The 21,789-nt window shown below is 53.1% G+C and carries 21 protein-coding genes and 2 pseudogenes (1 of these 23 running past the window's edge); 13 read left to right on the top strand and 10 right to left on the bottom strand.

The features are described 5' to 3' along the window. Nucleotides 1–270: 270 nt before the first annotated feature. The 7 genes and pseudogenes from RHI63_RS08810 (at nt 271) to RHI63_RS08790 (ending at nt 5,948) form a co-directional block, all read left to right on the top strand. Nucleotides 271–597 (top strand): HU family DNA-binding protein, encoded by a 327-nt coding sequence (locus RHI63_RS08810; protein WP_190278230.1) that lies wholly within the window; start codon nt 271–273, stop codon nt 595–597. Between the two features lie 5 nt (nt 598–602). Further along, a complete protein-coding gene (gene cobD / locus RHI63_RS08805) occupies nt 603–1,667 on the top strand; it encodes a threonine-phosphate decarboxylase CobD (RefSeq protein ID WP_310744465.1) in 1,065 nt (354 codons plus the stop codon). A 424-nt stretch (nt 1,668–2,091) separates the two neighbouring features. Continuing rightward, nucleotides 2,092–3,399 (top strand): aminopeptidase P N-terminal domain-containing protein, encoded by a 1,308-nt coding sequence (locus tag RHI63_RS08800; protein ID WP_310821496.1) that lies wholly within the window; start codon nt 2,092–2,094, stop codon nt 3,397–3,399. 47 nt (nt 3,400–3,446) lie between these two features. After that, a pseudogene (locus tag RHI63_RS13095) lies at nt 3,447–3,735 on the top strand (N-6 DNA methylase); the annotation flags it as partial. Between the two features lie 13 nt (nt 3,736–3,748). After that, nucleotides 3,749–4,624: a DNA adenine methylase gene (locus RHI63_RS08795; RefSeq protein ID WP_310742914.1), complete on the top strand. Its 876-nt coding sequence runs from the start codon at nt 3,749–3,751 to the stop codon at nt 4,622–4,624. Between the two features lie 212 nt (nt 4,625–4,836). Beyond that, nucleotides 4,837–5,001: pseudogene (locus tag RHI63_RS13180) on the top strand (DNA methyltransferase); the annotation flags it as partial. Between the two features lie 299 nt (nt 5,002–5,300). Further along, nucleotides 5,301–5,948, top strand: coding sequence for a hypothetical protein (locus RHI63_RS08790; protein ID WP_310742913.1), 648 nt, complete (start codon nt 5,301–5,303; stop codon nt 5,946–5,948). Here RHI63_RS08790 and RHI63_RS08785 read toward each other — a convergent pair whose 3' ends face one another. From RHI63_RS08785 to mnmA, 8 genes are all read right to left on the bottom strand, one after another. Then, on the bottom strand, nt 5,949–6,983 hold the full coding sequence (locus RHI63_RS08785; protein WP_206199845.1) for an AI-2E family transporter: 1,035 nt from the start codon (nt 6,981–6,983) through the stop codon (nt 5,949–5,951). A gap of 6 nt (nt 6,984–6,989) precedes the next feature. Beyond that, the gene (locus RHI63_RS08780; protein WP_206199844.1) at nt 6,990–7,616 is read right to left on the bottom strand and encodes a DUF3153 domain-containing protein; all 627 of its coding nucleotides are present in this window, start codon (nt 7,614–7,616) and stop codon (nt 6,990–6,992) included. A 194-nt stretch (nt 7,617–7,810) separates the two neighbouring features. Then, nucleotides 7,811–8,446, bottom strand: coding sequence for a peroxiredoxin (locus RHI63_RS08775; RefSeq protein ID WP_149818527.1), 636 nt, complete (start codon nt 8,444–8,446; stop codon nt 7,811–7,813). A gap of 119 nt (nt 8,447–8,565) precedes the next feature. After that, a complete protein-coding gene (locus tag RHI63_RS08770; RefSeq protein ID WP_206199843.1) occupies nt 8,566–9,261 on the bottom strand; it encodes an N-acetylmannosamine-6-phosphate 2-epimerase in 696 nt (231 codons plus the stop codon). Next, complete coding sequence (locus RHI63_RS08765) at nt 9,258–11,849, bottom strand: TIGR03960 family B12-binding radical SAM protein (RefSeq protein WP_302678083.1); 2,592 nt, start codon at nt 11,847–11,849, stop codon at nt 9,258–9,260. Before RHI63_RS08765 ends, RHI63_RS08770 begins: the two co-directional genes overlap by 4 nt. 25 nt (nt 11,850–11,874) lie before the next feature. Continuing rightward, entirely contained in the window at nt 11,875–12,555 is a 681-nt protein-coding gene (locus RHI63_RS08760) for a hypothetical protein (protein ID WP_206199841.1), read from the bottom strand. A gap of 5 nt (nt 12,556–12,560) precedes the next feature. Beyond that, the gene (locus RHI63_RS08755) at nt 12,561–12,791 is read right to left on the bottom strand and encodes a DNA-directed RNA polymerase subunit omega (protein WP_206199840.1); all 231 of its coding nucleotides are present in this window, start codon (nt 12,789–12,791) and stop codon (nt 12,561–12,563) included. Between the two features lie 14 nt (nt 12,792–12,805). Continuing rightward, nucleotides 12,806–13,915, bottom strand: coding sequence for a tRNA 2-thiouridine(34) synthase MnmA (mnmA, locus tag RHI63_RS08750; RefSeq protein ID WP_310821495.1), 1,110 nt, complete (start codon nt 13,913–13,915; stop codon nt 12,806–12,808). 234 nt (nt 13,916–14,149) lie between these two features. On the opposite strand from mnmA, the gene RHI63_RS08745 reads away from it, so the two are divergent. The 5 genes from RHI63_RS08745 (at nt 14,150) to hisD (ending at nt 18,554) form a co-directional block, all read left to right on the top strand. Further along, nucleotides 14,150–14,434 (top strand): RNA-binding protein, encoded by a 285-nt coding sequence (locus RHI63_RS08745; protein WP_181494467.1) that lies wholly within the window; start codon nt 14,150–14,152, stop codon nt 14,432–14,434. Between the two features lie 102 nt (nt 14,435–14,536). After that, on the top strand, nt 14,537–15,532 hold the full coding sequence (ilvC, locus tag RHI63_RS08740) for a ketol-acid reductoisomerase (protein WP_149818542.1): 996 nt from the start codon (nt 14,537–14,539) through the stop codon (nt 15,530–15,532). Nucleotides 15,533–15,553: 21 nt separating this feature from the next. Continuing rightward, nucleotides 15,554–16,642, top strand: coding sequence for a Holliday junction branch migration DNA helicase RuvB (ruvB, locus tag RHI63_RS08735; protein ID WP_206199838.1), 1,089 nt, complete (start codon nt 15,554–15,556; stop codon nt 16,640–16,642). Beyond that, the gene (locus RHI63_RS08730; protein ID WP_206199837.1) at nt 16,626–17,117 is read left to right on the top strand and encodes a DUF29 domain-containing protein; all 492 of its coding nucleotides are present in this window, start codon (nt 16,626–16,628) and stop codon (nt 17,115–17,117) included. Before ruvB ends, RHI63_RS08730 begins: the two co-directional genes overlap by 17 nt. A gap of 141 nt (nt 17,118–17,258) precedes the next feature. Beyond that, nucleotides 17,259–18,554, top strand: a complete 1,296-nt coding sequence (hisD, locus tag RHI63_RS08725) for a histidinol dehydrogenase (protein ID WP_206199836.1) — start codon at nt 17,259–17,261, stop codon at nt 18,552–18,554. A 6-nt stretch (nt 18,555–18,560) separates the two neighbouring features. Here hisD and RHI63_RS08720 read toward each other — a convergent pair whose 3' ends face one another. Further along, nucleotides 18,561–19,658, bottom strand: coding sequence for an ArsA-related P-loop ATPase (locus RHI63_RS08720; protein WP_206199835.1), 1,098 nt, complete (start codon nt 19,656–19,658; stop codon nt 18,561–18,563). A gap of 821 nt (nt 19,659–20,479) precedes the next feature. Here RHI63_RS08720 and RHI63_RS08715 point away from each other — a divergent pair. Next, nucleotides 20,480–20,761: a hypothetical protein gene (locus tag RHI63_RS08715; RefSeq protein WP_302678079.1), complete on the top strand. Its 282-nt coding sequence runs from the start codon at nt 20,480–20,482 to the stop codon at nt 20,759–20,761. Here RHI63_RS08715 and RHI63_RS08710 read toward each other — a convergent pair. After that, on the bottom strand, nt 20,730–21,789 hold the 3' portion of the coding sequence (locus RHI63_RS08710) for an IctB family putative bicarbonate transporter (RefSeq protein WP_206199833.1). The gene runs 338 nt beyond the window's last position; 1,060 of the gene's 1,398 nt are visible here — the last part of the coding sequence; the start codon falls outside the window, past its right edge; its stop codon occupies nt 20,730–20,732. The genes RHI63_RS08715 and RHI63_RS08710 overlap by 32 nt on opposite strands.

Raw genomic sequence — 21,789 nt, 5'->3', positions numbered from 1 at the left:
GATTTGTTAATTTTTCTAACAACTGTCACTGCCCCAAACTATCCCTGCAAAGAGGATGGAATAGACTAAAAGACTGATGAATCAAGGGTTTGAGAAATTTCTAATGGATAAAAGTGGCTGAAAACCACATATCTTAAAGGTTTCAGGGTTCCAGTTGGGGTCTGGCTATTCTAGAATGAGGCTTGAAAGCAAGCAGAGGCAAGGGTTTCGTGCCTTTCACCCATTTGTTCCTCAATTAACAACCTTTAATGTTTCTGTGGAGTTATCCCCATGAATAAAGCTGAACTCGTGGATGCTGTGTTTAGTCGTGCCCATAGCACCAACAACGTCACCAAAAAGCAAGTTGAGGCGATTATCTCAGCCACCGTCGAGGAAATCATGGAGGCCGTGGCCAAGGGAGAAAAAGTGACACTAGTGGGCTTTGGTGCCTTTGAACCGCGGGAGCGCAAGGCCCGTGAGGGACGCAACCCGAAAACGAAAGAAAAAATGCAAATCCCAGCAACTACCGTTCCCGCCTTTTCAGCAGGGAAACTCTTCAAAGAAAAAGTTGCACCGCCTGCAGCTCCCGAACCGGCGGCCAAGGGCAAGAAAAAATAGTCTGAATGCCCCCCCGCCACGGTGGCAATTTAGCTTGGGCGGCAGCGATCGCTGGCTGTGCTCCCGATGAGATTTTGGATTTTTCGGCCAGTCTCAACCCTTGGGGGCCCCCTGATTCAGTGATTGCCGCCCTACAGACTGCTTTGCCCACGATTCGCGACTATCCCGATCCCGATTGCCGTCCCTTAGTGGATGCTATTGCCACCCTGCATCAACTACCGAGGGATTATTTTTTGGTGGGCAACGGCGCGGCGGAGTTATTGACTTGGGTAGGTCGCGAGTGTGGCGATCGCCAGCAGATTTATCTTATTACTCCTGCCTTTGCTGACTACCGGCGGGCACTGGCGTCTTTTGCTTGCCCCATTGTGCCGATTCCCCTAGCCCGGGTGCAAAGCGACTTTGGGGCGATCGCGCCCTCCCTAACCCCTGAAGATGCCATCCTCATTAACAATCCCCATAACCCCAGTGGACAGCTCTGGTCTCGCAATCAGCTCCAGCCGTTGCTAGAGACGGGTGCCTTAGTGGTCGTGGATGAGGCCTTTATGGACTTTTTGCCGCCGGCGGCTAGTGAATCCCTAGTGGGGGTTGTGCCTCAGTACTCGAACTTGATTGTTCTGCGATCGCTAACGAAGTTCTATAGTCTGGCGGGTCTGCGTTTAGGGTATGGTGTGTCCTCTCCAGAACGTTGGCAACGCTGGCGATCGTGGCGCGATCCTTGGAGTGTGAATAGTCTAGCAATCATTGCCGGTGTCACAGCTTTGGGCGATCGCCCCTTTCAGGAACAGACGTGGGCATGGTTACCGCCAGCGCGTCATGCCTTTGCGGCGGCCTTAAATACTATGCCCGAACTGAAGGTGGTGACCGAGAGTAAGGCAAACTTTCTACTCATCAAAGCAACGGACGCCATTTTGCCCCTGCAAACCTACCTCCTCCAGCAGCATCGCATTTTGATTCGTGATTGTTGCAGCTTTCCCGAATTGGGCGCTTCCTACTTCCGAGTGGCGGTGCGCCGTGACAGCGAAAATCAGCGGCTCCTCGAGGGGTTGCGGGCTTATTACCAACGCCAGTAGGAATTGCATCCCCCAAAGCCAAGGTGGTATAGTAGCGGTACTTAAGGGGGCGTGGCGGAATGGTAGACGCTGCGGACTTAAGAAATTGAGCCTTAGTAGAGAAATCTATTAAGTGAATGCTCTCAAATTCAGGGAAACCTACGTTTGTCCATAGGGCAAATAGGGCAATCCTGAGCCAAGCCGTTTCTCAAACCCAGACTGGAAACGGAAGGTGCAGAGACTCGACGGGAGCTACCCTACCGTAGATCCTCTACGCGGGTAAAGGGAGAGTCCAATCCTCAACACCCAAGGGGTGGTCGCGAAAGCGGCAGGAGGATGAAAATCCGTTGACCTTAAACAAGTCGTGAGGGTTCAAGTCCCTCCGCCCCCACCAAACCACTTCAGGGTCATCATTCCCAAGGGTTGACCCACTTTTTAAGGCGCGATGAAAACAGAGTACCAGCAACGACAGCAGCAGTTTTTAGAGAAATTGGGCACGGGTGTCGCTGTTTTCTGTAGTGCCCCGCGCGCCATCATGCACAATGATGTGGACTACAACTTTCGCCAAGAAAGTAACTTTTATTACCTCACGGGCTTTAATGAGCCAGAGGCCGTTGCTGTTTTTGCGCCAAACCACAGTGAGCATCGCTATGTTCTCTTTGTGCAGCCCAAGGATCTCAGCCAAGAGATCTGGACAGGGGCACGCCTTGGGGTAGAAGCAGCCAAGGAGCAATTAGGTGCCGATGCCGTATATCCCATTAGTGAGCTAGAGCAGCACCTCCCTCGCTATTTGGAGACGGGGGATCCGCTGTATTACCACTTTGGTCACAATGAGCGCTTTAATCAAGTGATTCTCAAGCACTATCAGCGCCTCTTGGCGACACTACCAAAACGGGGCACAGGCCCACGGGCGATCGCCGATCCCAGTATTCTCTTGGCACCGATGCGGCAAATTAAATCAGCAGCAGAATTGGCCTTGATGCGCCAAGCGATCGCCATCACTGTCGAAGCCCATCAGCGTGCCCGCGAAGTGGCTGCCCCCGGACGCTGGGAATATGAAATTCAGGCAGAGATAGAGCATCTCTTTCGCCTACGGGGGGGCGATGGCCCGGCCTATCCCTCGATTGTTGCCTCGGGGTCGAATGCCTGTGTGCTTCACTACACTGAGAACCAACGGCAAATGGCAGCAGGAGACTTACTTTTAATTGATGCTGGCTGTGCCTATCGCTACTACAACGCTGATATTACCCGCACCTTTCCTGTGAGTGGCCAGTTCAGCGGCGAGCAACAGGCGATCTATGATATTGTCCTCGCTGCCCAAAAAGCCGCCATTGAGCAGGTGCAACCGGGGAATACCTACAACCAAATCCACGATGCGGCGGTGCGGGTGATCGTTGAGGGTCTAGTAGAGCTTGGCCTGCTGCGGGGAGCGATTGACGATCTGATCAACGAAGGCAAAGAGAACAATACCCAGAAATATCGCACCTTCTTTATGCATGGCACCGGTCACTGGCTGGGTCTCGATGTCCATGATGTCGGTCTTTACAAGCACAACAAAGAAACATGGGTCACGCTGCAACCGGGTCAAGTGCTGACAGTGGAGCCGGGAATCTATATTCACCCCGAAGCAACTCCTGCTGAGGGTCAGCCCGAGATTAGCGATCGCTGGCGCGGCCTTGGTGTGCGCATCGAAGACGATGTCTTGGTCACCACCGAGGGGCACGAAGTACTGACAGCAGCTGTGCCGAAATAATAGAAAGCAGGAAGTCCTCCTCATTGAGTCCTTTACAGCAAGTCCCCGTGGAAAAAACTGTCAAATCCAAACGCCGCGTTCCTGACCATGGTGAAGTCTCACCCCCCAGCACATCGTGCAGGCCATGCTAGATTTAGTCCAGCCAGAAACCGAACGCATTAACTCGCGTTTCTTGGAACCCACCTGCGGTACTGGCAACTTCTTGGTAGAAATCCTCGCGCGGAAGCCCGTTATGCCAAGGTTCAACTTGAATATGAGCGCTACACGGTGCTGGCAGTGGCATCAATTTATGGTATCGACATCGTAGAGGACAATACCGAGAAGTATCGCAAAAGGCACTCATCGTGTAATGAAGAGAAACGGCACACCTTCCCCAGTCGTCAAGCGAAGCAGAAAAAGGATAATAGCATTTGGTTGGTATGGTGGAAAATATTCACACCTTGATTGGCTTTTGCCTCTATTGCCCTCTTGCCACCATTACTGTGAGCCATTTGGGGGCTCAGCTGCTGTTTTATTGAACCGAGAACCTTCAGCTGTAGAAACATATAATGACGTTGATGGTGAGGTTGCAAATTTCTTCCGCGTCTTACGAGATGAGTCAGAGCGTTTGATAAGAGCAATTGGTCTCACCCCTTTTTCACGTGAAGAATTTTCAATCGCCTGTGAAATAGACCCATCTTTAGATCCTGTTGAACGTGCAAGAAGGTTTTATGTACGCGCCCGTCAAGTGCAAACTGGTCTAGCTCAATCTGCAACACTGGGACGCTGGGCAAATTGCAAAAACACGAGTAGAGCAGGTATGTCAGGAGCTGTGTCTCGCTGGCTTGGTGCAATTGAAGACTTACCAGATATAGCCCTGCGTTTGTTGCGTGTTCAAATAGAAAATAGACCCGCTATTGAAGTCATACGTTTGTACGACTCACCAGATACGCTTTTTTACTGTGATCCACCTTATGTCCATGACACGCGGGGCGATAGTAACGCTTACGCTTATGAAATGAGCAACAAAGAACATCGTGAGCTGGCGTCCGTGCTGAATTCAGTTCAAGGTATTGTTGCCATTTCAGGTTACGATTGCGATTTAATGGACGAGTTGTATCCTTCTCCGAATTGGTACAAAAATATCGCCCCGAGCAAAACAATACATTCGACCAAAGATGAGCGAACTGAGATTCTGTGGACAAATTATGCCCCCAAAGCGATCAATCAAAAGACATTATTTTAGGAAAAAACAATGAGTACACCTGATAAGGCTCTTACAAACATCCTAAAACGTGCTTATCAAGATATAAACAATTCGGCTATTTCAGACCATGATATTCGTTCACGGATTGAGTATGTGTGCCGACAGATTAGTAATCGGGTGTGCACAAGACTTCTTATGGCTTGTCTGTTAGCCAAAATAGACCGACCAGATGTTGATCCCCGAAAGCCATACTAGGTTTTTTGCGCCACTTTTTGCATTTTTTCCACAGGTCACGAGCCAGGTTTTTGGACGCGTATCAAAAGCTAGTATTGAATGAACCCGATAGTGCAGTGAGTCAGCCTCTCAAAGAAGCTTTCTTAGCATTAAGGCAAGCTGCAGAAGCAGATAGAGAATAACACCTTAAGATCGGGTTGAAAAAGAAAAAAGATTTCGAATTATTGGTCAATCTGGGCGTGTTCAACAGTGCCTCGATGAATGATACCGTCTATAACAAACGCGTAGCGGTGAGAAATTGCCAAGGGGCGATCGCTCCCCTGAAGTTTCACATTCATCCATGCAGTCCAACACTTTAGCCAATAATTTTTATTAAAACTTTATTTATTAAAATTTTACATTTTTAGATTGTTGCTCAATTTTGACTGTGGTAGATTTATGCCAATGCCATCCCTTAAGTTGACAATTATTTCTTAAGCCTATGGCCACAGCGTCAGCGTCTATACCCGATTGGCTGCTCAAGCTCATGCTCCTTGCCATCGAAGAGGGGCGGCAGTGGGGATACCAATTTCTCCATGATCCTCGCTGGGGGGGCGATCGCGATCGCATGGCCAACCATGCAATTTATGAAGCCACCCTCTGGTCAGTGGGTTCTGGAGTCGCCACTGGCGTCATGGGCTGGGCTGGCGTGCCCCTCGATATTGCCTACTTTTACCATGCCCAAATCAAGCTGGCAGCGGCGCTGTTCACCATCTATGGCCTAGATTCTGAAAACGAAAATGTGCTGATGATGCTGATTCCCACTGCCTTGGGGGTTACTGCCGCTGAACTTGCAAACCACTTCGGTACCCAATTTTGTCGGCAAATCTTCAAGACCTTTGGCCGGCGGGCGGCGCAAAAAAATTTATCCCAAGTGCTGATGGCGGTCTTCAGGCAGCTTCCGCGTCCCCTTTTGCAGCAGATTTTTGGCAAGGTCTCGAGTAAAAGTCTCACCCTACCTGCGCGAGCCGTTCCCCTTGTGAGTGGCGTGATTGGTGGGGCTACAAATGCCGTCATGATGAACATTTGCGGTCATGGGGTGTGTACGGTGATCAAAACGTTTCGATCGCCTAGTTATTCGATCGCCTAGTTAGGTGTCTTCGACAGGCTCAGACTCGAGGACGGTTTTCAGTGTTGCGGCTAGGGGAATGGCCAGCAAAATTCCCAAGAAACCCGCCACCCGTCCGCCAATGAGTAGCGCAATAAACTGCCAGAGGGGATTCAGACCCATCAAGTCCCCCAGTAACTTCGGGGTAAGCACGTTATCCTTAATTTGTTGCAAGACCACAGCAATCACGAAAATATTCAAAGCCAGCCACGCATCCTGAAAAAGGATAAGCAGTGTTACTAAACCAATGCCCAAGGTCGCCCCCACCACAGGGATGAGCTGGGCAATACCAATGATCAGGGCAAAGAGAAAGCCAAAATTGACCTTGAAGGCGATCATAAAGGGAATCAGGGCAAGAAACATAAACAGCCCCAAAAAAAGCTGTGCCGAGAAAAAACTGCGAATATTCAGCCGCAGCGAGTAATCCACCATCTGCCGCCAAGGCTTGGGTACCAGTTTCATGAGTCCGCGCCAAATCTCACTGCCATAAAAGAGCATATACACCGTTAGGATCAGCACGAGGAGCACATCAACAAATTTAGTTAGGGTTGTAATCGCCACACCCGGTAACATGGCGGCAATCCCTTTGAGCTGGATCGTCAGCTCTTCCATCAAGTCATTCACCCCCACAGGGAACTGGTAGCGGCGCAGCACTTGATCTAGATGGCGCAAATTTTGATTGCCCGTATCCGCCAACTCTGGCAGTTGATTTAGGAGTTCTTCCGCCTGTTGAATAGCAAGGGGGAGCAGCAACAGCATCAAGACACTGACCACCAAAAGGGTAATCAGTAACACCAAGGCGATCGCATTCCGCCGCCGCAAACCACGAGCACAGAGGCGAATCACCACTTGATTGAGCAAAAAAGCCAAAATGGCGGCAATGACAAGGAGATTAATCGGATATTCAAAATAGAGGTAAACTTGCTCCGCCACCCAGAGATTGAGGACAATCAGAGGTCCCGCTATTAAATAGGCAAGATACCGTTGCCAACTCTGCGGCGGGCCAGACCATCTCATGGGACTCTAGGTTGAATGACTCCTAGGCAGGCGAGTGCGTAACCAATTGCCCAGCACCAGCAAGCCCACGATCGCCAGTGTGCCCCAACCCAAGGGACTTGGATACCAATAGGCTGCCTCTAGGTGATTCAGATAACCGGGCATCAATGTCCAAGTCAGGCGATCGCCCCCCCGCTGAACATGAGGATTGACCACGGTATCAGCAGTAGTGGCTGGACGCTCAATCGGGCGCGCCCCCCAAGGGGTTTCTAGGGCAAGTTGAAACTTCAGGAGCGACTGCGGTGCCACAAGAACAGCTTGATCACGGGACTCAATACCCAAGGGGCGCAGATCAATGTCATAGCGAAAGCGCTCCCGCACAAAGAGCAACCAGTTCTGGTCAAAAATATCCGCCTCAGCAGTGACTTGGGGAAGATAGGGCACACCACCAATGCGGTTGAGGATAGTGGCCAATTGCTGGCTGGTGTCAAAGGGAATCGTCACCTGAAGATGCGTTTTATCCCGTTCCTTGATCGTTCCCCCCAAGCGGCGCGCCTGCTGAATCACCTGTTCGGTAAAAGGGAGATCGGGTTGGGGCAGCGTCAGCGTGTAGGTGAGGTTCCCCCCAGTTTGTCCCTGATGCTGGATGACCATATCTGCTTGGACGCATCCACTCAAACAGACCACAAGGGGTATCAAGAGCCAAAGTATCCAGCGCTGCATTCCGCCTCTATTCCTTTCCTTGGTTTTGCTGTGCAAGATTATCCTATCTTGGGATGCTGCCAAGGCACAAAAAAACACCCCGAACAGCTCAGGGTGTCGCCATGACTTGTCTAGGCTAATCTAGGCTATTTGTTGGGTTGAGGTGTCAACCGCAGATAGGGCTTAACAGCATTGAAGCCCTTGGGAAACTTCTGCTTCGCCTCTTCATCGCTGAGGGAAGGCACAATCACGCACTCTTGACCCTCTTGCCAGTTGACGGGGGTGGCCACACTGTAGTTGTCCGTCAGTTGCAGCGAATCAATCACCCGCAGAATCTCAGCAAAGTTACGCCCCGTGCTGGCGGGATAGGTCAAGGTCAAGCGCAGGCGTTTTTGGGGGTCAATGATAAAGACTGTGCGCACCGTCAGGTTGTTGAGGGAGTTGGGGTGGATCATGTCGTAGAGGTTGGAGACTTTTTTATCTTCATCTGCCAAAATCGGGTAATCCACCTTGACGTTGTTGACTTCTTCAATGTCTTTGATCCAGCCAAGGTGGGACTCCACACTATCCACACTCAAGGCCAAGGTTTTGACATTGCGCTTCTCAAATTCTGAGCGTAACCGCGCCACTTCGCCCAGTTCTGTCGTACAAACGGGGGTGTAATCCGCTGGGTGGGAAAACAATACAACCCAGCTATCCCCTGCCCACTCATAGAAGTTGATTTCCCCCATGGAAGAGGCTTGGGTAAAGTTGGGTACGACATCCCCAAGTTTTAGGCTCATAGATGGTGGCTCCTAGGCTAACGATGTATCTTTAGCTATGGATTCTATCTTGCCACAAACTCTCGTTTATCGGTCGGAATATAGAGGAAAATATACAAACCGATAGAATTGGATAGGATTTAGGGTTGAGAATTTTCAATCGTCGTTGCTTTTAGGGTCTGGACATACTGCTGCACCTTGAGGTCAATGCCTGTAATATCGGTGCCCACGACCACTGCCCAAGCCCCCAAAGTCAAAGCTTTTACAGCCATTGTGGGACTGGCAATCCCCCCTTCACAGAGAATAGGCACGTTGAGGTGCTCAACCAGCTGACTCAGGAGCGCCCAACTGGGGGGTGGGGTATGCGCCGTGGTTTCGGTGTAACCCAAGAGGGTCGTGCCCACCCAATCAGCACCGGCAGCAATCGCCGCTTCAGCACTTGCAAGGGAGTCAATGTCGGCCATGACGGGCTTGCCCAGTTCATCGTGAATTCGCTGAATCAAGTCCTGTAGGGGTTCAGGGCGCGATCGCGCTGTGGCATCGAGGGCAATCACATCAGCACCTGCTGTCGCAACGGCCACCGCATCGGCAAAGCGAGGCGTAATATACACAGGGTACTCGGGCAAAACTTGCTTCCAGAGACCAATAATGGGCACCTTTACTGCTTGGCGCACTGCCTGAATATGGGCCGGGGTATTGATGCGCACGGCCACTGCGCCCCGCAAAACCGCTGCCCCTGCCATAGCGGCAATGATTTCTGGCGCCGCCAAAGGGGAATCTGCCGGGGCTTGACAGGAGACAATCAGACCGCCGCGAATTTGCGTTGCTAGGTTCATGGCGTTTCGAGGTGTAATTTCTGACGGGCGATCGCCCCCAGTTCCAAGGACAGACCACTCACTTTTTCTAGGAGGTACAGACAATGCTCTGGCCGCAGGAACGTGCCATCATTGCGACAGACTCCCGTGTAGATGAGGCTGACGGCAGGCCAGTGGTCTTGGTGCTCCTTGAGGCGGATCTGCAGCAGGCGATCGCGCAAATTCACCACTTGGGTTTTCCCTGACTTGGTGGTTAGCTCATAGAGAATTTCAGGGGTGGCTCGCAAATCCTCTAACCACTGTTGCCAAGTGTCCCGCTCCACAGGTTCAGGGGTACGGATGAGCAGTTCATAAGTAGCTGCCCGCAGGGCTTGACTTGCTGCCGGTTCACTTAAGGGCACCACTGCACAGGTGTAAAGGGGCACCTCCGCCGGCAGTTGTTGCCGCAATTGCTCCAGCACCGTTGACGGCTCCACCTCGCGATAAAATTCCAGATCAACAATTTCGCCATAACTGGTCACCCCAAGGGGCAAGGCGCTGGCGGTGGAGATGCGGGGTGAAGGATGAAATCCCCCCGTAAAGGCAATGGGTAGATGGGCACGGCGTACTGCTCGCTCAAAGAGGCGCAGTAGATCTAAATGGCTGAGAAGCGTCATTTCCCCAGTTTTCCCAAAGGTGAGGCGCAGACGTTGCACCCGTTCTTGGGGGGCTTGGGGTTGACCTTGAATAGGCGGAATCGGGGGGGGCGGCACGACCACGTTATGGCCAAAGTCAATGCCACAGACGCCACAATGGGAGCAGCCCTCAAAGGAACAATCGGGAACGACCACCGCTTCTAGGGCACGCTGCAAGTCTTCCTTCAGCCATGTTTTACTAATGCCCGTATCAATGTGATCCCAAGGCAGGGGCGCATCAAGGTTGTGGCTGCCACCACTAAAGACATTCCACTCACCCGCTTCCAGTTGACGGTATTTCCAGTCCAGACCCGCTTCTTGAATGGCTTGCGTCCAAGCGGCATAGGCGCGATCGAGACTTTCCCACCAAGAATCTTCCCGTGCCCCCAATTCCCACGCGCGGCGGATCACTGGCCCCAGTTGGCGATCGCCCCGACCGACAAAGTCTTCCATTGCTGAGATGCGCACATCGGTAAAGTTGGCCTTTAGCCCCTTGATCGTGCGGAATTCCGCCTTCAGTAGCTCCTGTTTGCGCAGAAACTCACTGGTGGAGACCGCGTGCCACTGAAAGGGCGTATGGGGCTTGGGGGTAAAGTTAGAGATGGTCAGGTTAAAGCTCAGGGGCTTGCGTCCTTTGATCCAGCATTCTCGCTTCAGCCAGCGGATCGTTTCAGCAATGCCCAACACATCAGCATCGGTTTCCCCCGGCAGGCCAATCATAAAGTAGAGCTTGACCTTATCCCAGCCCTGTTCGTAGGCAGTTTTGACCCCCCGCAGCAATTCCGCATTGGTCAGCCCCTTGTTGATAATGTCCCGTAGCCGCTGCGTTCCCGCTTCCGGGGCAAAGGTCAGTCCCCCTTGGCGCGTGCCACCGACAATGTGGGCAATGTTTTCATCAAAGCGATCCACCCGCTGGCTGGGGAGTGAGAGGGAGATGTTCTCGTTTTGCAGGCGATTTTTAATTTCCACACCCACGGCGGGCAGAGCTAGATAGTCGGAGCAACTCAACGACAGTAGCGAAAACTCGTTGTAGCCCGTGGCGCGCATCCCCGTTTCAATGGCGGCAATCACCTCATCGGGGGCAACATCGCGGGCAGGGCGGGTGAGCATCCCCGGTTGACAAAAGCGACAGCCGCGCGTACAGCCCCGGCGAATTTCCACTGTCAAGCGATCGTGAACGGTTTCTACATAGGGCACCAAGCCAATGGCATAGTGGGGCATCGGGGTAGCTACTCGCCGCAAAATGCGCTCGGGCACATCGGGACGATTGGGTTTGACGGCGCCATCCCCTTGGCGATCGTAAAATTGCGGCACATAGACCCCCGGCACCTGTGCCAAATCCAATAGCAAGTCCTGCCGACTCAAGCCGGCTCGTTTGCCTTCTGCCACCACGAGGCCAATTTCGGGCAAGAGTTCTTCGCCATCCCCAAGGGCAAAAAAGTCAAAGAAGTCAGCGTAGGGTTCAGGGTTTGATGTCGCTGTCTGTCCACCGGCAAAGATAAGGGGAATCTCTTCTAGGGGTGCCTGTTGGCGTTCTCGCCAAGTCAGGGGTAGGCCGGCCAAGTCGAGCATTTCCAGAATGTTCGTGGCACCCAACTCATAACTGAGGCTAAAGCCAATGAGGTCAAACTCCCGCAGGGCGCGGCGCGATTCCACAGCAAAAAGGGGAGTTTGGGTCACTCGCAATTTGGCGGCTAAGTCCGCTGCGGGTAAGTAGGCGCGATCGCACAGTTGATCGGGGACGGCATTGAGAATGTTGTAGAGAATAATGTGTCCTAAGTTCGAGGCGCCCACCTCATAGATTTCCGGATAGCTGAGCACCCAGCGCACCGTTGCGGCCTGCCACGGCTTATGAACTGCCCCTCGCTCATTGCCCAAATAGCGAGCAGGTTTGAGAATCTCTGGGGTGAGCAACTCAGTAATCGGAACAGCCATGACTCATGAACCCAATTGCAAACATCTAGGGCAGTAAAAAACGGGATTCCCCAGTGGGCAGCGGGCGGGGGGATTCGGGGGGCGCCAAAAGTCCAGCACTGCCGGGTTGGGGAACGGGGGGCAGAACGGTGGGGGGTCTCCATGTCGGTTCTGGCAGTGTTGTTTGGGGTTGGGGACGCTGGGGTGTAGTCGTGGGTAACCCCGCTTGCTGGGCGTAGAAGGTGGCCAGTGTGCTCACCAAGGCATCCCGTTGTTGGCGATTGAGTTGGCGAATGGCAGCCATATCCCCTTCCATGGGGTTGACTGTCAGGTAAGAACGTCCCGGATAGGTTTCTCTGCGCAGGAAGTCATTCAGCCCCAAATAGTCAGCAAGGGAAATTTTCCAGTCAAAACGGTAGAGGGGCGATCGCCCTTTGACAGTGGTGTGATAGACAATGAATCGCTCAAGGAGGGTACTTTCTGGTGCCGGCTGACGGTTGTCTTGACGGATATAGTGGTTTTCCTTCGGCAAACCGGGCAACTTCGGATAGAGGGTTTCTGCCACCAGCCGCGGGTTAATGAGAATTTGGGCAGGGGCATCGGGTAGGTTGGGGTCAGGTTGCGATCGCCCCACACTCCAAGTACTGCTCAGGGGCAGCCACAGAAGTGCCAGCAAGCACCCCCACGTCACCCAGCCCAAAAACGTCCAGCCCCGTCGTCTTCCCATGGCGCCTAATCTGCCAGTAACTCCGGTTGAGCAATTTCATCGGACATTTCGATAATGGCACGGGTCACCGGCTTCAGGGGCAGATCATCGAGATCTTCACTGGCCTCTAGCCCCCGCCGCTGTTTCGCCCGGTTGGCAATTTGCACCGTAATCCGATAGCGATTGGCGGAGTGCTTGATTAATTCTTCTGCTCGGCGGTTAATTTCCAAGGATGAGTAATGAAGGCGCTTTTGCATGGTCAGTCTTTTCCTTAAACGTGGGTGGCCATTGCTTGTAGGGGTTGTGGTGTCGGTGTCACAAAGGGCTGGATAATGCCGCCCCCCAGCAGGCGATCGCCCGCATACCAAACCGCCGCTTGCCCCGGCGTTACCCCAAATTGCGGTTCAGTAAACTCCAATTGTACCTGCTCAGCGTTGGCAGCGGGAATGATAGTCACCGGCACTGGAGGAGTACGATAGCGAATTTGTACCGTGGCTGTGATCGGTTCTGTGGGGGGGGGAATCGAGACCCAGTTCACCCGGGCCACTGTACACTCACGACGGCCGGCGGTGGCGCGATCGCCGACAATGACGCGATTGTGTTCCCGATCCAAGGCCACCACATAAAGCGGTTCAGGTGCCGCAATTCCCAAGCCTTTGCGCTGGCCAATCGTATAGTGGTGAATCCCCTGATGGTACCCCAGCACCCGGCCATGGACATCGACAATTTCCCCTTGCTGTCTGGGCAGATACTGATCCAAGAATTGGCGCATGGAGCCATGGGCTTCAATCAGGCAGAGATCTTGGCTCTCCGGTTTACTGGCGGTGTGCAGGCCATACTGCGCCGCGAGGGCACGGGTCTGCGCCTTGGTTTGCTGACCAAGAGGAAACAGCACATGAGCCAGAATCTCTTGGGGCAAGTCATAGAGAAAGTAGCTTTGATCCTTATGACGATCCACCGCCCGCCACAGTTCATAGCGATCGCTGGTGGGATTGTATTTCACTTGGGCATAATGCCCGGTAGCAATGTAGTCAATCCCCAGTTGCTCACGGCTATAGGCGAGCATCGGCCCAAACTTCACCAAACGGTTGCATTGGGAACAGGGCAGCGGTGTCACCCCACTGGCGTAGCCACTGACCAGATAGTTCACAATATATTTCTCGAAAATTTCGCGGCTATCCACAATATGGTGAGGGACTCCCAGCTCCTCACAAAGACGCGCCGCATCCACTAGCCCCTCAGAGCAGCACTGCCCCTTACCCTTCATCAGCCACAGCGTCAGACCAACAACGGGGTACCCTTGAGCTTTGAGGCTAGCAATGGCCACGGAACTATCAACACCGCCGGAAAGGCCCACAACAACCGCCGGTAAATCGGACATTGTTAAGATTCACAAAAAATCTACCTCTTTTAGGGTAGCATCCCTACTTTTGCAGCGCAGGCCATCGCAATCGGCTATAATCGGAAGACAAGGTTGGCGAGTAATCGCCGCTTGAGTTTTTTAAGTAGAGCGATTCTTGAGTTCGGTTTTAGGGAAGGTTGGTTACGTGACAGTCGTCTCTCCGAAGTCAGCGTCAACACAGGGTTCAATTTTTGCTTTGGAGCAGATCAGATTATGTCTATTTATGTCGGCAACCTTTCCTACACGGCCACCCAAGAAGACCTAGAGGCCGTTTTTGCCGAGTACGGTTCCGTCAAACAAGTCTATTTACCGGTGGATCGGGAAACAGGCCGTAAGCGGGGCTTTGGTTTTGTGGAAATGTCCACGGATGCTGAAGAAGATGCGGCGATCGCTGATCTCGACGGTGCCGAGTGGATGGGACGGCAACTCAAGGTCAACAAGGCACGCCCCCGTGAAGCCATGGGCGGTGGGAACAATCGTTATTCCCGTAATCGCTAACTCCCGCAACTAGCCCTCTAGGAGGTGCTATATCGGCTCTGCCAATGTGGTAGAGAAATAATAACGACCTGCTGAATGCAATTGGAAAGGAACATCATCACTATGGCGCGCATGTATTACGACGCAGATGCCCAATTAGAACTCCTCAAGGACAAAACGATCGCCATCATTGGCTATGGCTCCCAAGGCCACGCCCATGCCCTCAACCTGCGGGATAGCGGTCTCAATGTTGTGGTGGGTCTCTATGCCGGCAGTCGTTCTGCAGAGCGCGCCCGTGCCGATGGTCTAGCGGTGCACTCCGTGGCGGAAGCTGCGAAACTGGCCGACTGGATTATGATTCTTCTGCCCGATGAAGTTCAGCGGGTTGTTTATGAGCAGGAGATTGCCCCCCACCTGCAAGCGGGGAATGTCCTTTCCTTTGCCCACGGCTTTAACATTCACTTTGGCCAGATTGTGCCCCCCGACAATGTGGATGTGGTGATGGTGGCGCCCAAAGGCCCTGGTCACCTCGTGCGCCGCACCTATGCCCAAGGGGAAGGGGTACCCTGCCTGTTTGCGGTCTATCAGAATGCCAGTGGTCAAGCCCGTGATCTCGCCATGGCCTATGCCAAAGGAATTGGAGGCACCCGTGCCGGCATTCTGGAAACCACCTTCCGCGAAGAAACAGAAACCGATCTGTTTGGTGAGCAAGTGGTGCTCTGTGGTGGCCTCAGCGCCCTGATTAAGGCTGGCTTTGAAACGTTGGTGCAGGCCGGTTATCAGCCAGAGCTGGCCTACTTTGAGTGTCTCCATGAAGTGAAGCTGATTGTGGATTTGATTGTGGAAGGGGGGCTTGCCAAAATGCGGGACAGCATCTCCAACACCGCAGAATACGGCGACCTCACCCGTGGCCCACGGATTATTACCGAGGAGACCCGCGCGGAAATGCGCAAAATTCTCCACGAAATTCAAACGGGTCAATTTGCCCGTGAGTTTGTGCTGGAAAATATGGCGGGTAAACCGGGCTTTACTGCAATGCGGCGACGGGAGGCAGAACACCCCATTGAACAGGTGGGTCAAGAACTGCGTTCCATGTTTAGCTGGTTAAAACGGGCTTAAGCTTTGCCCTAGGGGGCAGCAATGGCGATTATTTCGTCGCAAAATTCACCGCCGGAGCGATCGCGCCCCCCTTTACTGCTTTCCAATCAACCCACCCCAGAGGAACAGCACTCGCCGGCTGAGGAGTCCCTACGTCCCCGCTTTTTGCAGGACTACATTGGCCAGCAGGAACTCAAGGATGTGCTGCACATTGCGATCGAGGCAGCCAAGGCACGCCAAGAACCCCTTGATCACCTGCTGCTCTATGGCCCGCCGGGCTTAGGGAAAACCACCATTGCCTTGATCTTAGCGGCAGAAATGGGGGTCAACTGCAAAGTGACCAGTGCCCCAGCTTTGGAACGCCCCCGCGACATTGTGGGTCTCTTGGTGAACCTGCAAGCGGGGGATATTCTCTTTATTGATGAGATTCACCGCCTCTCCCGCATGACCGAGGAACTCCTCTATCCCGCCATGGAGGATTTTTACCTTGATCTCACCGTGGGCAAACAGCAAACGGCACGCACGCGACGACTGAAACTCAATCGCTTTACCCTTGTGGGAGCAACCACCCGTGCCGGCGCCTTGACCTCGCCCTTGCGCGATCGCTTTGGTTTAGTGGAGCGCTTGCGCTTTTATCATCCCGAAGAACTCCAGCAGATCGTTCAGCGGGGGGCAGCCCTCTTACAAACTCCCATTACTCCTGAAGCCGCTCTAGAAATTGGCCGCCGCAGTCGGGGTACACCCCGCATTGCCCTGCGGCTCCTAAAGCGGGTACGGGACTATGCCGATGTGAAGCACGATGGCACGATTAGCCTAGAGGTGGCTACCGCTGCCCTTGAACTGTTCAATGTGGATCCAGCAGGCTTGGATTGGAGCGATCGCCGGCTCCTCAGTCTGATAATTGAGTCCTATCAAGGCGGGCCTGTGGGCATTGAAACCCTTGCTGCAGCCACTGGTGAGGATGTGCAAACCATTGAAGAGGTCTATGAACCCTACCTGCTCCAGATGGGCTATCTGCAACGAACCCCCCGAGGCCGCGTTGCCACTCCCCGCGCTTGGCAACACCTAGGCTATACTCCACCAGAAAACCAGTTGCCGTTGTTATCTAGTCCCCATGACCCCTTGTCTTAAGACCCAACTCCTCTATGAGACCGACTATTACCTTTGGCTTAAGGAGACCGTTGCCCACCTCAAGGCAGGGAACTTTGACCACTTAGATGTGGAAAATTTAATTGAGGAGATTGAGAGCTTGGGTCGAAGCGAAAAATGCGCCCTATTCAGCTATCTACTGCGTCTTTGTGAGCATCTTCTCAAGCTCAAATACTGGGAAACTGAGCGACAATACTGCTATAGGGGTTGGCTGTTGGAGATTAGTCATTTCCGTTTAGAAATTGCGCTAATTTTGCAGGATAGCCTCAGTCTTCAGCCATTTGCAAAGGCAGCTTTCCTAGACTCCTATCAAAAGGCAAGGAAAAATATGTTGAAAGCGATTGGGTTATCCCCTGACGTGATTCCGGAAGTCCCCGACTTCACAATGGAGGAAGCTCTAGATGAGGAGTGGCTGCCTTGGCAATCTGATGCGAACTCCGAAGGCTCAGTCTCGTGAATCGCGATCTTGCCCTAAGCACTCGTTGTTGGCCAGCCTTAGCCCGCCCCTGTAATTGGAAAATCGCTGTAAGCTATTGATAGGGTTGATTAAGGTTTTTTAACCTTTCCCCGACTCTCTGCCTCGCCTACGTGAACGACCATGTTGCGGATCATCACCCAGTTAACCGACCTACGCGCTGAACTACGCCGCATTTGCGATCGCACCGATAGCGGGGAGATGAGCGACCAAGAGGCTACTGTTGAGGCAATTTTGCGCCGTGTGGCCAAGGAAGGCGATCGCGCCCTGATTGAGTACACTGCCCAGTTTGATCACATTGACCTCACCCCCGAAACATTACGAGTGAAAGGAGATGAACTGGATGCCGCTTACCAACAGGTGTCCAAAGAACTCCTCGATGCCATTCGCCTTGCCAAGCAACAAATTGAAGCCTTCCACCGCCAGCGCGTGCCCAAAAGTTGGGTGCAATTTGGTGAAGATGGCATTGTCCTCGGCAAACGCTACACTGCTGTTGATGCTGCCGGACTGTATGTGCCGGGGGGACGGGCTGCCTATCCGAGTACGGTGTTAATGAATGCGATTCCCGCTCAGGTGGCCGGTGTGCAGCGGATTGTCATGGTCACCCCTCCCGGTCAGGGCAAAGGTATTAATCCTGCGGTTCTCGTTGCCGCCCAAGAAGCGGGAATTCAAGAGATTTATCGCGTTGGTGGCGCCCAAGCCATTGCTGCCCTTGCCTATGGCACAGAAACGATTCCGCGCGTGGATGTGATTACAGGGCCGGGAAACCTCTATGTCATGCTTGCCAAAAAGCAAGTCTATGGGCGGGTTGGTATTGACTCCCTAGCAGGGCCTTCAGAGGTCTTAATCATTGCCGATGAGGCGGCCAATCCTGTTCACATTGCCGCTGATTTGCTAGCTCAAGCAGAACACGACCCCTTGGCAGCGGCCATTTTACTGACTCCGAGTTTGCCCCTTGCAAAGGCGGTGGTTACAGCGGTGAACGAACAATTGGCTGACCATCCGCGCCGGGTTCTCACCGAGAAGGCGATCGCCCACTATGGCCTGATTGGCATTGTCGAGAGCCTAGAACAAGCGGTAGAACTCTCCAATCACTTTGCCCCTGAACATCTGGAATTGGAAGTCGAAGACCCTTGGAGCCTTGTCGAGCAGGTGCGCCATGCCGGTGCGATTTTCCTCGGCTATTCCACCCCTGAAGCGGTTGGCGACTATCTCGCGGGTCCCAATCACACCCTGCCCACCTCTGGTGCCGCCCGTTATGCTTCTGCCTTGGGCGTAGAAACGTTCCTCAAACACTCCAGCATTATTCAATACACCCCTGCTGCCTTGCGCAAACAGGGGGGAGCGGTCATGACCCTCGCTGAAACAGAAGGCCTGATTTCCCACCGCGACTCTGTGCGTCTGCGCCTTGAACCTTAGAAAGTCTTAGAAACTGACGATCAAGTAGGGAGCTTCAAATTTACCCCCGCGAACGGGTTTGCCTTTGAGGCTAGGGGGTAGCTCAATGTGGCGCCGCTGATCGCCAGCTTCCACCGTCAGTTCCCCACTAAACTCGCTGAGTTTCACCTGATCTTTGCGAAATCCCGGTAGAAAAATGCGCACCTGTTGTTGCGTCTCATCAAACTCATAGGGAGCCGGTGCCGCTCCTAGCTGGTTCAAGTCTGGAAGATAGGAAACAAGACTTTGCCAGTTGTTCCAGTCTTTAGGAAGAGCGGAAATGCGTAGCGGTGCAAACGTGCGGCTGACCTCTGGCGTGGGTTCCCCCATACAAAAGACCTCAGAAATAGGGACATTCACCTGTTGAGCACTGCCCCATAACCATTCGGTTTGAGCGGTTGAGATCACTGTGCCATCCGTTAGCAGAAACACCGATAACCGTTGCGAGTCCGCGGCAATCTGCACACCGCGATCGATCCACTCCTTCGCCTCACCGAAACGCTCACGCACTTTTTGGGTGTCAATATTGGCCGCCATAATTGCGCTGGCGATCGGCCCCCCAATCGCATTGGCGATCGCGTTGAGATCCAGTTGATCCAGCAAACGTTGAAAGCGGCGATAGTACCATGCCAACCCTTGGGGCAACCCAATCAGCCGCAGTGTATCTTGACTATTCCCCCCCACATAGACAATCACATCGTACTCACCGCTGCTGTAGTGCACGCGCAGCGCATTTAGGGTCAGCAAAGTATCCATCCCCGGCAAGATCACCAATTCGCCCGCATAAACCTTACCCACCAATTCTTGGGGCAAATAGGGTTCCACTAAACGGCTAAGTTCTTGCCATGCCGCGTTGAGACTTTCAGTGGCCATCAGCTCGGCGATCGCTAATCCCTCCGACAGCAACTTGGGTTGCCAACCAATCGCCCGATCTGGACTGCCAATGAGAAATTGCAGGGAAGTGGCTGGACTCGGCACCGCTAACAAGGTTCGCTGCTGTCGCCCGGCAAACCACTGGGCAATGGCCAGACCCAGTGCCGTTTGTTGTTCTGGGGTTGCTCCTAGGAGAGTAACAATGCGTGTCATGGCAAGTTTGAGGACGGTAGTTGCTTGGACTATCCTATCGACAAACGGTTATCCCAAGGTTGTCTAGACAACCCCTCATAAAATCGCTTCTATGGGCAGCAAAATCCCCTCAACGATAAAACCTACTCACTAGGGCGATCGCCCTCCTTCTAGGGGCTTCTAGACCCTTCTCAGGCCAAAAAAATTTTTCGCGGCGCAAACAGATCCTTATTAGAGCATCCTGAACCTAAATTCAAATCCTTTTCCACAGTTTTCCCCAAATTCCCCAAAGTTTTCCCCAAGCACTTGGAAGTTCTGATCCTCTAGCCATCTCAACCTTTCGTTTTGTTCTTGTCTTCCTAATGTTTCCCAGTATCACAACCCTCTCAACCAAGATTTCCTCAAGCTCTAAGCCAGCTTCAAACTAACCCCACGTTCCCCAAATCACATCTTTTATTTTTCTCTGTCAGAATCTTATTCCCCTTAGATCTAGAGATCTACTACTGCTACTAAATTATTTAAATAATATTTATAGTAGTAGTAGGGGCTGTGGAAATGTGGAAAAATTTTCGGAAACCCGCTTGCAGAGCGACTTTGAGCCACTTCCCCCCTGTGGAAAACTTGTGGAAAAAGTGGGGGGTTTTTCCACAAGCCATTATCTTAGTGGAAAAAGAATAAAAAGTTTTCCACAGTTTTTCAGAGTTTTTCCGGGGTTTTCCACAGGTTTTCCCCAGAATTTTCCACAGGCTTTTTGGAGTTTTCCACAGGCTAGAGGGGGAAGATTTCCGTATTTCTACGATTCCCCTTGCCGGCGATCGCTCGCACACTGAAAAAAAGAGATTGTGCCAACCGATACGAACGTTCCTGTGGACTCCCTGATGTTTTCCCTAGAATCCCCCACAGCCAGTCTTGAGCAAGTGATTGGTCATCTTCCTCCTGTTGAGCAGATTCGGATGCTGATGTACCACCCTTACTTCACCGGTCGCTGCCCTGCGTGTCGGCAACCCATCCATCACTCCCAACTCAAGATAGGTCAGTGCCATTGCTCCCACTGTGGCTGGCAAGATCAAGCGGGCGATCCCGAGCTTATGCCTAGGTTGACGGCTCAGCATCCAGACCGTTAGCGGCTGTATTCTCTGTTCGGTCTGCCAACGGCGCAAAGCTGGCAACGATCGCCACCATCAGCCACCAAAGGGTAGCCACCTCCGGGCGAAACCAAATCGTATCTACCAACCCATGGGTGAGCATTCCCACCATGGTTGCCACAGCTCCCATCAACCAGAACCCTTGAGGGTTTGCTGTTGTCCGTAACGCCCGCAAACAACGCCACGCGCGATCGGCGAGCACCGCCAACAACCAGAGAAAGACACTAAAGCCCATCACCCCTACTTCCACAAGGATTTCCAGAAAGATGGAATAGGCACTCAATGCTGTGAAGCGCACATTCACCTGATAGAGTGGATAAATCTGGTTAAAGGCCACATTCCCCGGTCCAATGCCGAGCCAAGGCCGTGCCCAAATCATCTGTTGCACTGCCGTCCAAACATTAATGCGGAAATTATTGCTACTGTCCCCTCGGGCAACAAAAATACTCGCTGCTCGCTCCCGCAGCGGCGCCACACTCACAATCGCACCAATACAGAGGGCGATCGCCAGCCCCCCCACAGTTGGCACCCCCCAACGCCGCCATTGCAGCGGTAACCTTGGCCAAAACCAAATCCCCAGCAACCCCACCCCAGCGATCGTCGCCGCAACCAACCCCAACCAACCACCACGGCTAAACGTCAATATCAGGCTTGCTGTATTCATCCCCAGCATCACCACCGCCAACAGCTTTGGCAGCCAGCCTCGCCACACCGCGATCGCCGCCGCACTCAACGGCACACTAGGCAACAAATAACCCGCCAACAGATTGGGATTTCCCAAAAAGCTATACACCCGTGTCACATTTGCCAAGGCCGACTCTGGATCTGTCCACGTCGCCAACGGCTCCGCCCCAAAAATCCACTGCCGTATCCCCTCCACACTCACCAGCAACGCCGTCAGCAGATAGACCGTCAGCAAGCGCGATCGCCACCGCTCATTGCGCATCACCCGCTCCGCCAGCGCAAAAAACAGCAAGTACAACGTCAGCTTCGACAACCCCACCATC

It is taken from the genome of Thermosynechococcus sp. GLH187, assembly GCF_031583395.1.
GTDB lineage: Bacteria > Cyanobacteriota > Cyanobacteriia > Thermosynechococcales > Thermosynechococcaceae > Thermosynechococcus.
This window is presented reverse-complemented; position numbering and strand designations above follow the sequence as displayed.